The sequence below is a fragment of the Bradyrhizobium sp. USDA 4538 genome, from assembly GCF_024171045.1.
In the GTDB taxonomy this organism is placed as follows: Bacteria; Pseudomonadota; Alphaproteobacteria; order Rhizobiales; family Xanthobacteraceae; genus Bradyrhizobium; species Bradyrhizobium australafricanum.
Window position 1 is genome coordinate 6054654 of sequence record NZ_JALJZE010000001.1, and the last position, 13303, is coordinate 6067956.

The 13303-nt window shown below is 66.9% G+C and carries 10 protein-coding genes; all 10 read left to right on the forward strand.

Going from position 1 to position 13303, the window contains the following annotated elements; translation table 11 throughout:
* Positions 1 to 350 precede the first annotated feature (350 nt).
* The 10 genes from rsmH to murC all read left to right on the forward strand — a co-directional run bounded on the left by rsmH (position 351) and on the right by murC (position 13295).
* A complete protein-coding gene (gene rsmH / locus J2R78_RS27430; RefSeq protein ID WP_253607548.1) occupies positions 351 to 1346 on the forward strand; it encodes a 16S rRNA (cytosine(1402)-N(4))-methyltransferase RsmH in 996 nt (331 codons plus the stop codon).
* 2 nt (positions 1347 to 1348) lie between these two features.
* Complete coding sequence (locus J2R78_RS27435) at positions 1349 to 1798, forward strand: hypothetical protein (RefSeq protein WP_035632058.1); 450 nt, start codon at positions 1349 to 1351, stop codon at positions 1796 to 1798.
* 11 nt (positions 1799 to 1809) lie between these two features.
* A complete protein-coding gene (locus tag J2R78_RS27440) occupies positions 1810 to 3567 on the forward strand; it encodes a penicillin-binding protein 2 (RefSeq protein ID WP_253609923.1) in 1758 nt (585 codons plus the stop codon).
* A 49-nt stretch (positions 3568 to 3616) separates the two neighbouring features.
* A complete protein-coding gene (locus tag J2R78_RS27445) occupies positions 3617 to 5074 on the forward strand; it encodes a UDP-N-acetylmuramoyl-L-alanyl-D-glutamate--2,6-diaminopimelate ligase (RefSeq protein ID WP_253607549.1) in 1458 nt (485 codons plus the stop codon).
* Entirely contained in the window at positions 5071 to 6504 is a 1434-nt protein-coding gene (locus J2R78_RS27450; RefSeq protein ID WP_253607550.1) for a UDP-N-acetylmuramoylalanyl-D-glutamyl-2,6-diaminopimelate--D-alanyl-D-alanine ligase, read from the forward strand. The genes J2R78_RS27445 and J2R78_RS27450 overlap by 4 nt, the downstream gene beginning before the upstream one ends.
* A gap of 10 nt (positions 6505 to 6514) precedes the next feature.
* The gene (mraY, locus tag J2R78_RS27455) at positions 6515 to 7621 is read left to right on the forward strand and encodes a phospho-N-acetylmuramoyl-pentapeptide-transferase (protein ID WP_016846578.1); all 1107 of its coding nucleotides are present in this window, start codon (positions 6515 to 6517) and stop codon (positions 7619 to 7621) included.
* A 109-nt stretch (positions 7622 to 7730) separates the two neighbouring features.
* Entirely contained in the window at positions 7731 to 9131 is a 1401-nt protein-coding gene (gene murD / locus J2R78_RS27460) for a UDP-N-acetylmuramoyl-L-alanine--D-glutamate ligase (RefSeq protein ID WP_253607552.1), read from the forward strand.
* Positions 9132 to 9376: 245 nt separating this feature from the next.
* Positions 9377 to 10528, forward strand: coding sequence for a putative lipid II flippase FtsW (ftsW, locus tag J2R78_RS27465; RefSeq protein WP_057014997.1), 1152 nt, complete (start codon positions 9377 to 9379; stop codon positions 10526 to 10528).
* A 142-nt stretch (positions 10529 to 10670) separates the two neighbouring features.
* On the forward strand, positions 10671 to 11771 hold the full coding sequence (gene murG, locus J2R78_RS27470; protein ID WP_253607553.1) for an undecaprenyldiphospho-muramoylpentapeptide beta-N-acetylglucosaminyltransferase: 1101 nt from the start codon (positions 10671 to 10673) through the stop codon (positions 11769 to 11771).
* Between the two features lie 120 nt (positions 11772 to 11891).
* Entirely contained in the window at positions 11892 to 13295 is a 1404-nt protein-coding gene (gene murC, locus J2R78_RS27475; RefSeq protein WP_253607554.1) for a UDP-N-acetylmuramate--L-alanine ligase, read from the forward strand.
* Positions 13296 to 13303 lie beyond the last annotated feature (8 nt).

The following is a 13303-nucleotide window of genomic DNA, read 5'->3' on the forward strand; positions in this document are numbered from 1 at the left end:
TGCCGTTACTGAGAGGTGAAGTGCCGAACCGGTTTCGGGGGACGGCCAAAGGACGCTGAGCCCCGCTGTTTGCGCGAAATCCCATGGAAACCCTCCCAATTCCGGTCGGATATCAGGATTTGCGGCCGAGAACGGGAGTTGGCGCTGGCGTCACGCAGCGGCTTTTTCACGCGTTTTCGAGCGAAGTGGATACCGGTTCGCGTGAAGAAAACGCGTCAAGACAGGAATCCAGAGCCCCGTTCCGATCCAATCGGAACGAAGAAGGCTCTGGGCGCGAGGATTCGAGGCGCAATGAGTCGGCGCGCACCCAGCTTGCATGCCAGTTACGCGGCTCCGCCCGGGAGTGGCGCATGAGCGAGCGTGCGCCGCGTCACATTTCGGTGCTGGGCCGCGAGGCGGTCGCGTATCTCGCGCCGCGCGCCGGCGGCGTCTATGTCGACGCCACCTTTGGTGCCGGCGGCTACAGCCGGGCGATCCTCGATGTCGCCGACACCCGCGTGATCGGCATCGACCGCGACCGCACCGCGATAACCGGCGGCTTCGATCTGGTCGACGGCGCGGGCGGTCGGCTGACGCTGGTCGAGGACCGCTTCTCCAATCTTGCCGAGGTCTGCGCATCGCAGGGGGTGGATAAAGTCGACGGCGTCGTGATGGATGTCGGCGTCTCCTCGATGCAGCTCGACCAGTCCGAACGCGGCTTCTCGTTCCGCCTCGGCGGTCCGCTCGACATGCGGATGGCCCAGAGCGGCCCGACCGCGGCCGATGTGGTCGCGTCGGCTTCCGAGAAACAGCTCGCCGACATCATCTATATCTTCGGCGAGGAGCGCCATTCGCGCGGCGTCGCCCGCGCCATCGTCGCCGCGCGCAAGGACGCGCCGATCACGACGACCGACGCGCTTGCCGATATCGTCGCGAAGGTCGTGCGCGCCAAGCCGAACGAGATCCATCCGGCGACGCGGACCTTTCAGGCGCTGCGCATCTTCGTCAATGAAGAGCTCGATGAACTGCACGAGGCGCTCGCAGCGGCCGAGCGCGTGCTGAAGCCGGGCGGCCGGCTCGTCGTGGTTTCGTTCCATTCGCTGGAAGACCGCATCGTCAAGAATTTCCTCAGCCTGCGCGGCAAGGTCTCCGCCGGCTCGCGGCATTTGCCCGAAATGGCGCAAGCGGCGCCGAGCTTTCAGATCCTGACCAAGCGTCCGGTGACGCCTGATGAGGCCGAGCTTGCAGCCAATCCGCGCGCGCGATCGGCCAAGCTGCGTGCCGCCGAACGCACCGCGGCGCCGGTGCACGCCGACGACGACCTACCGTCATGGCCGCGTCTGTCCGACCTGAAGCGGGGAGGGTGAGGATGCGCCTTCTCCATCTCCTCGTCATCGGCATGCTGATCTTCGCGGCGTCCTATGTCTACCGCATCAAGATGGAATCAACCGCGCGCGTCGAACGCGTGCTGCAGCTCAATGCCGAGATCCGCGAGCAGCGCAATGCGATCGCCGCGTTGCGCGCCGAATGGGCCAAGCTCGATGCGCCGCTCCGGCTGCAGGGCCTCGCCGAACGCCATCTGCCGCTGAAGCCGGTCAACGCCAACCAGTACGATTCCCTGAAGAACCTGCCGGAACGGCCGCCGAGCTTCACGCGGCCCGGTTCGCGCGATCCGATCGGCGCGATGATCGATACCATCGAGGCCGCCGCGGCGCCCGACAGCACCACCGGATCGATCGACAAGGCGGCGACCGACCAGCCGGCCGCCGACCAGCCTGCGCCCGACGACTCCGGGCAAGGCGGGGGAGACCAGCAATGACGGGACCAGCCATGACCGATCCGGCACCCGCCAACACACCGGCCGTGAAACCTGCCGAGCCATGGAACCAGCGGCTGATCCGCACGCTGCTGTATGGCAGCAATGTCGACCGCGCCGCCAAGGCGCGCGCGCGCGTTGGTCTTGCCATCCTCGCTTTCGCCGCGGTCTATTGCGTGCTGGCGGGGAGGCTGGTGCTGTTCGCCGTCGGCGCCGACAGCCACGGCGCGCGCCGCACCGCCTCGCAGGACGCCATCGCGACCGCGCGGCCCGACATCACCGACCGCAACGGCGAAATCCTCGCCACCGACGTCAAGGCGCCGAGCCTGTTCGCCGAGCCGCGCCGGCTGATCGACAAGGACGAGGCGATCGAGCTCTTGACCGGAGCCTTGCCCGATCTCGACACCAGCGAGGTGCGCGACCGCCTGTCGTCGCGCAAGGGCTTCGTCTGGCTGAAGCGCGAGATCACGCCGAAGCAGCAGAACGACATCCATCGCCTCGGCCTTCCCGGCGTCGGCTTCCTGCGCGAGAACAAGCGCGTCTATCCGACCGGCAACGAGGTCGCCCACCTGATCGGCCTCGTCAACATCGACAACCAGGGCATCGCCGGCATGGAGAAGTGGCTGGACAGCAACGGGCTGGCCGATCTGCATCGCGCGGGTTTCGCCACCGACCGGCTGCAGAAGCCGGTGGAGTTGTCGGTCGACCTGCGCGTCGAGCACGCGCTGCGCGACGAACTGCTCAAGGCGAAAGAGAAGTTCAAGGCCAAGGCCGCCTCCGGGCTGGTCTCCAACGTGCGCACCGGCGAGATCGTGGCGATGGTGTCGCTGCCGGATTTCGATCCGAACAATCCGAAGGAGGCGCACGATCCCGATCGCATCAACCGCCTGACCACCGGCGTCTACGAGATGGGCTCGACCTTCAAGGCGTTCACGCTGGCGATGGCGCTGGATAGCGGCCGGTTCGACCTCAACTCGATGTGGGATGCGCGTGGCCCGCTGCACTACGGCAAGTTTGCGATCCATGACGATCACAACATGGGCCGCATGATCAACATGAAGGAGGTGTTCTACTATTCCTCCAACATCGGCGCCGGGCGCATTGCGCTGGCGATGGGCGTCGACGCGCACAAGGCGTTCCTGCGCAAGATGGGCCAGCTCGAGCGGCTGCGCACCGAATTGCCGGAGAGCGCGTCGCCGATCGTGCCGAAGAAGTGGGGCGAACTGAACACCGTCACCATCTCGTTCGGTCACGGCATCGCGGTGGCGCCGCTGCAGGCGGTGATGGGTATCGACGCGCTGGTCAACGGCGGCTACCTGATTCCGCCGACCTTCCTGAAGCGCACCGAGCAGGAGGCGATGGCGCTCGCCAAGCGCGTCATCAAGCCCGAGACCTCGGACAAGATGCGCTATCTGATGCGGCTCAATGCCGAGATCGGCACCGCGAAGAAGGCCGACGTCAAGGGCTACTATATCGGCGGCAAGACCGGCACCGCGGAGAAGGTGATCAACGGCCGCTACGCCAAGAAGCGCGTGCTCAACGCCTTCACCGCGATCCTGCCCGCCGACAATCCGAAATACCAGCTCCTGATCATGCTCGACGAGCCGCAGCCCCTGAAGGAGACCTACGGTTTCATCACCTCGGGCTGGAATGCGGTGCCGACCGGCGGCAATGTGATCGCCCGAATTGCGCCGCTTTTGGGCGTTGAACCGCGATTCGACCTGCCGCCGTCCGACCGCCTTATTCTTGCGGCATCCAGAACAACCCAGTAAGGCGTATACTCACGCGGCGCCAGAACGGCGCCGGCCAGACTGGAAGATCATGAGACTTCGCGACCTCTTCAGCGATGATGCCACGATCGATCCGAGTGCCTCCTCGCTCATTGTCGGAGGGCTTGCGGTCGACAGCCGCGCGGTGAAGCCGGGCGACCTGTTCTTCGCGCTGGCCGGCAGCAGGACCGACGGCGCACGCTTCGTCGATGCGGCGATTGCCGCCGGCGCGGTCGCGGTCGCCAGCGACCATCTGCCGCAAGGTCACGCGCGCGCCGCCTTCGTCATCACGCCGAATCCGCGCCGCGCGCTGGCGCTCGCCGCGGCCAAAATCTTTTCCCGCCAGCCGGCGACGATCGCGGCGGTGACGGGCACCAGCGGCAAGACCTCGGTCGCAGCGTTCACGCGCCAGATCTGGCAGCGGCTCGGACATTCCTCCGCCAGCATCGGCACGATCGGCCTCGTGTCGGACAAGCGCACGGTCTACGGCTCGCTGACCACGCCGGATCCGATCGCGCTGCATCGCCAGCTCGACGAGATCGCAAGCGACGGCGTCACCCATCTGGCGTTCGAGGCGTCCTCGCACGGCCTCGACCAGTATCGTCTCGACGGCGTGCGCATCGCCGCCGGCGGCTTCACCAATCTGTCGCGCGACCACATGGATTATCATCCCGATGTCGCGCATTACCTCAATGCAAAGCTCCGGTTGTTCCGCGATCTGGTCGCACCAGACGGCGCCGCGGTGATCTCGGCCGATCATGACTGTTCGGGCGAGGTGATCGATGCGGCGCGCTCGCGCGGCCTGCGCATCATCGCGGTCGGGCGCAACGCCGATGCAGGCGATGGCATCAAGCTCCTCGATGCCGCCATCGAAGGCTTTGCCCAGCGGCTCCTGATCGAGCACCGCGGGCGCAAGCACGCGATTCGGCTGCCGCTGGTTGGCGAATTCCAGATCGAGAACGCGCTGGTCGCGGCCGGGCTTGCGATCGGCACCGGCAGCGCCGCCGATGACGTGTTCGGCTGCCTCGAACATCTCGAAGGCGCCAAGGGCCGGCTGGAATTCGTCGGCGAGCACAATGGCGCGCCGATCTTCGTCGACTACGCCCACAAGCCCGACGCACTTGCCAAGGCGCTGCAGGCGCTGCGGCCCTATGCCAGGCGCAAGCTGGTCGTGATCTTCGGCGCGGGCGGCGACCGCGACGCCGGCAAGCGTCCGATCATGGGCGCGATCGCGGCAGAGAATGCCGATCAGGTCATCGTCACCGACGACAATCCGCGCAGCGAGAAGCCGGAGGCGATCCGCGCCGCGATCATGGCGACGGCGAAGGGCGCGCGCGAGATCGGCGACCGCGCCGCGGCGATCCGCGCCGGCATTGCCGGCCTCGCGCCGGGCGATGCGCTGGTCGTCGCCGGCAAGGGCCACGAGGTCGGGCAGATCGTCGGCAACACGACGCTGCCGTTCAGCGATCATGAAGCGGTCGCCAGTGCACTGGCTGCGGAGGGCGCATGAGCACGATGTTGTGGACCTCGGATGCGATGGCGACGGCGATGCGCGCCGCCACGCAAGGCACGCTGCCGGGCGGCGTCACCGGTCTCTCGATCGACAGCCGCAGCATCGCGCCCGGCGAGGCGTATTTCGCGATCAAGGGCGACGTCCATGACGGCCATGCCTTCGTCGAGGCGGCACTGAAGGCCGGTGCCGGGCTCGCGGTGGTCGAGACCGCGCAACGGGCAAAGTTTCCCACTGATGCGCCGCTGCTGGTGGTCGACGACGTGCTCGCCGGCCTCGTCGAGCTCGCGCATGCCTCGCGCGCGCGGCTCAACGCGCAGATCATCGCGGTGACCGGCTCGGTCGGCAAGACCTCGACGAAAGAGGCGCTGCGCCGCGTGCTGTCGGCCCAGGGCGAGACCCATGCGTCGGTGGCGTCGTTCAACAATCACTGGGGCGTGCCGCTGTCGCTGGCGCGCTGCCCGGCCAGCACGCGCTTTGCGGTGTTCGAGATCGGCATGAACCATGCCGGCGAGATCACGCCGCTGGTGAAGATGGTGCGCCCGCACGTCGCAATCATCACCACGATCGAGCCAGTGCATCTGGAATTCTTCGCCGGCATCGAGGCGATCGCCGACGCCAAGGCGGAGATCTTCGCAGGGCTCGAGCCCGATGGCGCGGTCGTGCTCAACCGCGACAACGGGCAATTCGCGCGGCTGCAAAAGCAGGCCAAGCAGGCCGGCGTCTCGCGCATCGTCTCGTTCGGCGCCGACAAGCGCGCCGAGGCGCGGCTGCTCGACCTGTCGCTGCACGCGACCTGCTCGGCGGTGCATGCGGATATTCTGGATCATGACATCACCTACAAGATCGGCATGCCCGGCCGGCACATGGCGATGAACTCGCTCGCGGTGCTCGCCGGTGCTTCGCTGCTCGGCGCCGATATCGCGCGCGCGGCGCTGTCGCTGTCGCAGCTCGAGGCGCCGACCGGCCGCGGCTTCCGCCGCACCCTCGAGGTCGGCCATGGCGAGGCGATGCTGATCGACGAGAGCTACAACGCCAACCCGGCCTCGATGGGGGCCGCGCTCAACGTGCTCGGCCAGGCCCAGACCGGGCCGCACGGCCGCCGCATCGCCGTGCTCGGCGACATGCTCGAGCTCGGGCCGACCGGGCCCGAACTGCACCGCGGCCTCAACGAGGCCGTGACCGCCAACCGCATCGACCTCGTATATTGTTGTGGTCCGCTGATGCGGAATCTGTGGGATGCCCTTTCCACCGGCAAGCGGGGAGGCTATGCCGAGAGCTCGGCGGCGCTCGAAGCGCAGGCGGTCGCCGCGGTCCGTGCCGGTGACGTGATCATGGTGAAGGGCTCGCTGGGATCGAAGATGAAGCTCATTGTCAGCGCGCTGGAAAAACGCTTCCCCGACAAGGCCGCGCACGAAGAAGCGGTATAGGACTCCTCGAATGTTCTACTGGTTGATCGAACTGTCCAACACCGTTCCGGGGTTTGGGGCGTTCCGCAGCGCTTTGAACGTGTTCCGCTACATCACCTTCCGCACCGGCGGCGCGATGGTGACCGGCGCGCTGTTCGTGTTCCTGTTCGGGCCCTGGATCATCGATCATCTGCGGCTGCGGCAGGGCAAGGGCCAGCCGATCCGCACCGATGGTCCGCAGTCGCATCTGATCTCCAAGAAGGGCACGCCCACCATGGGCGGGTTGATGATCCTGTCCGGGCTCGTGGTGTCGACGCTGCTCTGGGCCAATCCGCTCAATCCCTATGTCTGGATCGTGCTGGCGGTGACGCTCGGCTTCGGCTTCGTCGGCTTCTATGACGATTATTTGAAGGTCACAAAGCAGTCGCACAGCGGCTTCGCCGGCAAGTTGCGGCTGCTGATCGAGGCGGCGATCGGGCTCGCCGCCACCTACGCGCTGGTCCGGCTCGGGCGCGACGTGTCGTCGACCTCGCTCGTGATTCCGTTCTTCAAGGACCTCGTGATCAATTTCGGCTGGTTCTTCGTGATCTTCGGCGCCTTCGTGATGGTCGGCGCCGGCAATGCGGTGAATCTCACCGACGGCCTCGACGGTCTTGCCATCGTGCCCGTGATGATTGCCGCCGCAAGCTTCGGCATGATCTCGTACCTGACCGGCAACGCGGTGTTCTCGGATTATTTGCAGATCAATTACGTCGCCGGCACCGGCGAACTGGCGGTGCTGTGCGGCGCGGTGCTCGGCGCAGGCCTCGGCTTCCTCTGGTTCAACGCGCCGCCGGCCTCGATCTTCATGGGCGACACCGGCTCGCTGGCGCTCGGCGGCATGCTTGGCGCGACGGCGGTTGCGGTGAAGCACGAGATCGTGCTCGCCGTGATCGGCGGCCTGTTCGTGCTGGAGGCGGTCTCGGTCATCGTCCAGGTCACCTCGTTCAAGCTCACCGGCAAGCGCGTGTTCCGGATGGCGCCGCTGCACCATCATTTCGAGCAGAAGGGCTGGACCGAGCCGCAGATCGTGATCCGATTCTGGATCATCTCGGTGATGCTGGCGCTCGCCGGCCTGTCGACGCTGAAGCTGCGCTGATGGCTTCGCATCCCATTGACTGTCATTCCGGGGCTCGCGCAGCGAGAACCCGGAATCTCGAGATTCCGGATAACCGCTGCGCGGTTTCCGGAATGACAGGGAGATAGACATGATCCCGGTCACCTCCTTCTCCGGCAAGACGGTCGCGGTGTTCGGGCTCGGCGGCTCCGGGCTCGCGAGCTGCCAGGCGCTGAAGGCCGGTGGCGCCGAGGTGATCGCCGCCGACGACAATGCCGACAACGTCGCCAGGGCGGCGCAGGCCGGCTTCACCACCGCCGATCTGCGCACCGTGTCGTGGGCGAATTTCGCCGCATTGATCCTGACCCCGGGCGCGCCGCTGACCCATCCGGCGCCGCACTGGAGCGTGCTGAAGGCACGCGAGGCCGGCTGCGAAGTGATCGGCGACGTCGAACTGTTCTGCCGCGAGCGGCGCCGTCACGCGCCGAACGCGCCGTTCGTCGCCATCACCGGCACCAACGGCAAATCGACCACCACGGCGCTGATCGCGCATCTGATGAAGGTCGCCGGCTACGATACCCAGATGGGCGGCAATATCGGCACCGCGATCCTGTCGCTGGAGCCGCCGCGCATGGGTCGTGTCCATGTGATCGAGATGTCGTCCTACCAGATCGACCTCGCACCGTCGCTCGATCCGTCGGTCGGTATCCTGATCAACATCAGCGAGGATCACATCGACCGCCACGGCACACTCGAGCATTACGCCGCGGTGAAGGAGCGGCTGGTCGCCGGCGTGCAGGCCGGCGGCACCGCGATAACAGGCGTCGACGACATCTGGTGCCGCAACATCGCCGACCGGCTCGATCGCGCCGGCAAGCGCGTGGTGCGCATCTCGGTGAAGAACCCGCTGCCCGACGGCCTCTATGTCGAGCACGAGACCATCGTGCGCGCATCTGGCGCGGCGCGCGGCGAGATCGCGCGGCTAGGCGGCATCGGCTCGCTGCGCGGCCTGCACAATGCGCAGAACGCCGCCTGCGCCTCGGCCTGCGCGCTGGCGATGGGGATCGCGACCGACGTCTTGCAGAACGGCCTGCGCAGCTTCCCGGGTCTCGCGCATCGCATGGAGCAGGTCGGCCGCTGCGGCAACGTGCTGTTCGTCAACGACTCCAAGGGCACCAACGCGGATGCGGCCGCGCATGCGCTGTCCTCGTTCGCCGACATCTACTGGATCGCCGGCGGCAAGCCGAAGGCCGGCGGCATCACCAGCCTGACCGAATATTTCCCGCGCATCCGCAAGGCCTATCTGATCGGCGAGGCGGCGGCCGAATTCTCCGGCACGCTCGGCGAGCGCGTCCCGCACGACATGTCGGGCACGCTCGACGTCGCGATCGCCAGCGCCGCGCGCGATGCCGAGGCATCGGGGCTCGCGGAAGCCGTCGTGCTGCTGTCGCCGGCCTGCGCCTCGTTCGACCAGTACCGCAATTTCGAAATCCGCGGCGCCGCCTTCCGCGACATCGTGCAGGCGCTGCCGGGCGTGAAGCCGGTGGTGTGACGACACGTAGGGCGGATTGGCACAGCGTAATCCGCCGTTCGGTGCCGGGCGATGACACCGAGATGAAGTACGCAGTGACGGTGCGTCGTATCGCGAGAACCATCCTCATCGTCGTCCTGGCTTTCGCCAGGACGACGTCGGGATGGGGGCTCATTCACCTCCCTCAAAAGTTACCCATCCCGTTAACCCCTTGGAAACCATCCTGCGCCACGAATGGACGTTATCTCTGCCATCTGGGGACGCCCATGCTCGCCCGTGACCAACGCACCCCGTTCTCGGACTGGTGGTGGACCGTCGACAAGCTGCTGCTTGTGGCGATCGCCGCGTTGATGCTGGCCGGCGTCATCCTGTCGCTGGCGGCGAGCCCGCCGGTGGCGACCCGGATCGGGCTCGATCCGTTCCACTTCTTCAACCGCCACGTCATGTTCCTGGTGCCGTCGCTGATGGTGCTGATCGGCGTCTCGTTCATGACGCCGCGGCAGATCCGGCGCACCGCGCTGATCGTGTTCGCGGTCTCGATCGCGCTGATCGTGCTGACGCTGCTGCTCGGCCCCGAGGTCAAGGGCTCGCGGCGCTGGATCACGCTGCTCGGTGTCAACATCCAGGCCTCCGAAGCTGCAAAACCCTCTTTCGTCATCGTCGCTGCCTGGCTATTTGCGGAATCGACCAAGCGGCCGGAGATGCCGGCGACCTCGATGGCGCTGGTGCTGTTGCTGACGCTGGTCACGCTGCTGGTGATGGAGCCCGACTTCGGTCAGACCATGCTGATCCTCACGGTGTGGGGCGCGCTGTTCTTCATCGCGGGCATGCGGATGATCTGGGTGTTCGGGCTCGCCGGCGCGGCGGGCGCGGGCCTGTTCGGCGCCTATCTGCTGGTGCCGCACGTCGCCGGCCGCATCAAGCGCTTCATGAATCCCGCCTCCGGCGACACCTTCCAGGTCGACACCGCGATGGAGGCGTTCTGGAACGGCGGCTGGTTCGGCCTGGGGCCGGGCGAGGGCATCGCCAAGCGCAGCCTGCCGGACAGCCACACCGACTTCGTGTTCGCGGTCGCGGCGGAGGAGTTCGGCATCATCCTCTGCCTGATGCTGGTCGCGCTGTTCGGTTTCATCGTGATCCGGACGCTAACCCGTGCCTATGCCACCGAGGACATGTTCTCGCGCTTCGCGGCGTCGGGGCTTGCGATCCTGTTCGGCGTGCAGGCGACCATCAACATGGCGGTCAATCTGCAACTGATCCCGGCCAAGGGCATGACGCTGCCGTTCATCTCCTATGGCGGCTCCTCGTTCGTGTCGCTTGCCTATGGCGTCGGCATGATGCTGGCGCTGACGCGGCAGCGGCCGCGCACCGAGATCGAATCGATGGAAGGCGCCAGCGCTCAGCGCGCCTACGCGTAGGTGAACCCTTGTTGTCATTGCGAGGAGCGAAGCGACGACTTGTCCGCCGAAGCCTCGGCGAAGGCGGAAGCAATCCATCCCGCCGTTCTGCGGGGCGATGGATTGCTTCGCTTCGCTCGCAATGACGATGTAAAAGGCGGCTATGGACAACGCGCCCCTGATTCTGCTGGCGGCCGGTGGCACCGGCGGCCATCTGTTCCCGGCCGAAGCGCTCGCCGTGGAATTGATCAGGCGTGGCCTGCGCGTCCGGCTCGCCACCGACGGCCGCGCGCTGCGCTATTCCGGCCTGTTCGGCAGGGAGAGCATCGACCTCGTGCCGAGCGCAACCGTGCGCAGCCGCAACCCGATCTCGCTGGCGCGCACCGCGCTGATGCTCGGCTACGGCACGCTGGTCGCCGCCAAGCTGGTGCGCCGGCTGAAGCCCGCGGCCGTGGTCGGCTTCGGCGGCTACCCGACCTTGCCGCCGCTGATGGCGGCGCGGCTGCTCGGCGTTCCCGGCATCATCCATGACGCCAATGCGGTGCTCGGCCGCGCCAATCGTTTCCTCTCTGCCCGCGTCAGCGCGATCGCGACCTCGCTGCCCGGCGTGCTCGATCGCGATCCCGCGCTGGCCGGCAAGGCCACCACGGTCGGCACGCCGATGCGGCCGGCGATCCTTGCGGCTGCGGCAGTGAAGTACACGCCGCCCGAGGCGAACGGTCCGCTGCGCCTGCTCGTCGTCGGCGGCAGCCAGGGCGCGCGGGTGATGAGCGATATCGTGCCGCCCGCGATCGAGCAGCTCGCGCCCGCGCTGTGGAGCCGTCTGATCGTCACCCAGCAGGTGCGCGAAGAGGACATGGATCGGGTGCGCGCGGTCTACGACCGGCTCGAGATTAACGCCGAGCTCGCGCCGTTCTTCGCCGACCTGCCGGCGCGCCTCGCCTCGAGCCAGCTCGTGATCTCGCGCTCGGGCGCCGGCACGGTCGCCGAGCTCGCCGCGATCGGCCGGCCCTCAATCCTGGTGCCGCTGCCGGGCGCGATCGATCAGGACCAGTTTGCCAATGCCGGCGTGCTGTCGCAGGCGAGCGGCGCGCTGCGCATCGCGCAGGGCGACTTCACGCCCGAGCGGCTGGCCGCCGAGATTTCGGCCTTCGCCACCGAGCCCGTGAAACTGACCACGATGGCGGCGTCGGCGCGCGGCGTCGGCCGGCTCGATGCCGCCGAGCGGCTGGCCGATCTGGTTGCGAAAGTGGCCGGAATTTAGGCCGCTTTCGAGGAATTTCGGCCGTGGGACGCCATGGCCGGGCTTGTCCCGGCCATATCAGTCTTTCATAAGTCGGAGAATTGCCGGGGTGAGTCCGGAGACGATGAAGGTGTTAGCATCATGAGACTGCCGCGCGAGATCGGACCCATTCACTTCGTCGGGATCGGCGGCATCGGCATGAGCGGCATCGCCGAGGTACTGATCAATCTCGGCTACACCGTGCAGGGTTCCGATGCTTCGGACAATTACAACCTCGACCGCTTGCGCAAGAAGGGCGCCAAGGTCTCGGTCGGCCACGCCGCCGAGAATGTCGACGGCGCCGATGTCGTCGTGGTCTCGACTGCGATCAAGCGCGACAATCCCGAACTGATGGCGGCCCGCGCGCGACGCATTCCGGTGGTGCGGCGCGCCGAGATGCTGGCGGAACTGATGCGGCTGAAGAGCTGCGTCGCGATCGCCGGCACCCATGGCAAGACCACCACGACCACGATGGTGGCGACCCTGCTCGATGCCGGTGGGCTCGATCCAACCGTGATCAATGGCGGCATCATCAACGCCTATGGCTCCAACGCACGGCTCGGGGCCGGCGACTGGATGGTGGTCGAGGCCGACGAGAGCGACGGCACCTTCCTGAAGCTGCCGTCCGATGTCGTCATCGTCACCAATATCGACCCCGAGCATCTCGACCACTTCAAGACCTTCGAGGCGATCCAGGACGCGTTCCGCAATTTCGTCGAGAACGTCCCGTTCTACGGCTTTGCCGTGATGTGCACCGATCACCCCGTGGTGCAAACTCTCGTCGGCAAGATCGAAGACCGCCGCATCATCACCTACGGCCAGAACCCGCAGGCTGATGCGCAGCTCAAGGAGCTGACGCCGATGGGTGGCGGCTCAAAATTCTCGGTCGCGATCCGCGATCGCAAGTCCGGCGCGGTCCATGAGATCGCCGATATCATGCTGCCGATGCCGGGGCGCCACAACGCATCGAATGCGACGGCCGCGATCGCGGTCGCGCACGAGCTCGGCGTGTCCGACGACGTCATCCGCCAGGCCATGGCCGGCTTCGGCGGCGTCAAGCGGCGCTTCACCAAGACCGGCGAGACCAACGGCATCACCGTGATCGACGATTACGGTCATCATCCGGTCGAGATCGCAGCCGTGCTGAAGGCGGCGCGGGAATCCGTCAACGGCAAGATCGTCGCCGTGGTGCAGCCGCATCGCTACACCCGCCTGCAATCGCTGTTCGAGGAATTCTGCACCTGCTTCAACGATGCCGATGCGGTCGTGGTCGCCGAGGTCTATCCGGCCGGCGAGGCGCCGATCGCTGGCGTCGACCGCGACCATTTCACCGCCGGCCTGCGCGCCCACGGCCATCGCAATGTGGTGCCGCTGCCGAACGCGGGCGAGCTCGCGAAGATCGTGCACGGCCTCGCCAAGCCCGGTGACCTCGTCGTCTGCCTCGGCGCCGGCAACATCACGCAATGGGCCTACGCACTGCCCGGCGAATTGAAGGCGTTGGGGTGATGATGGCC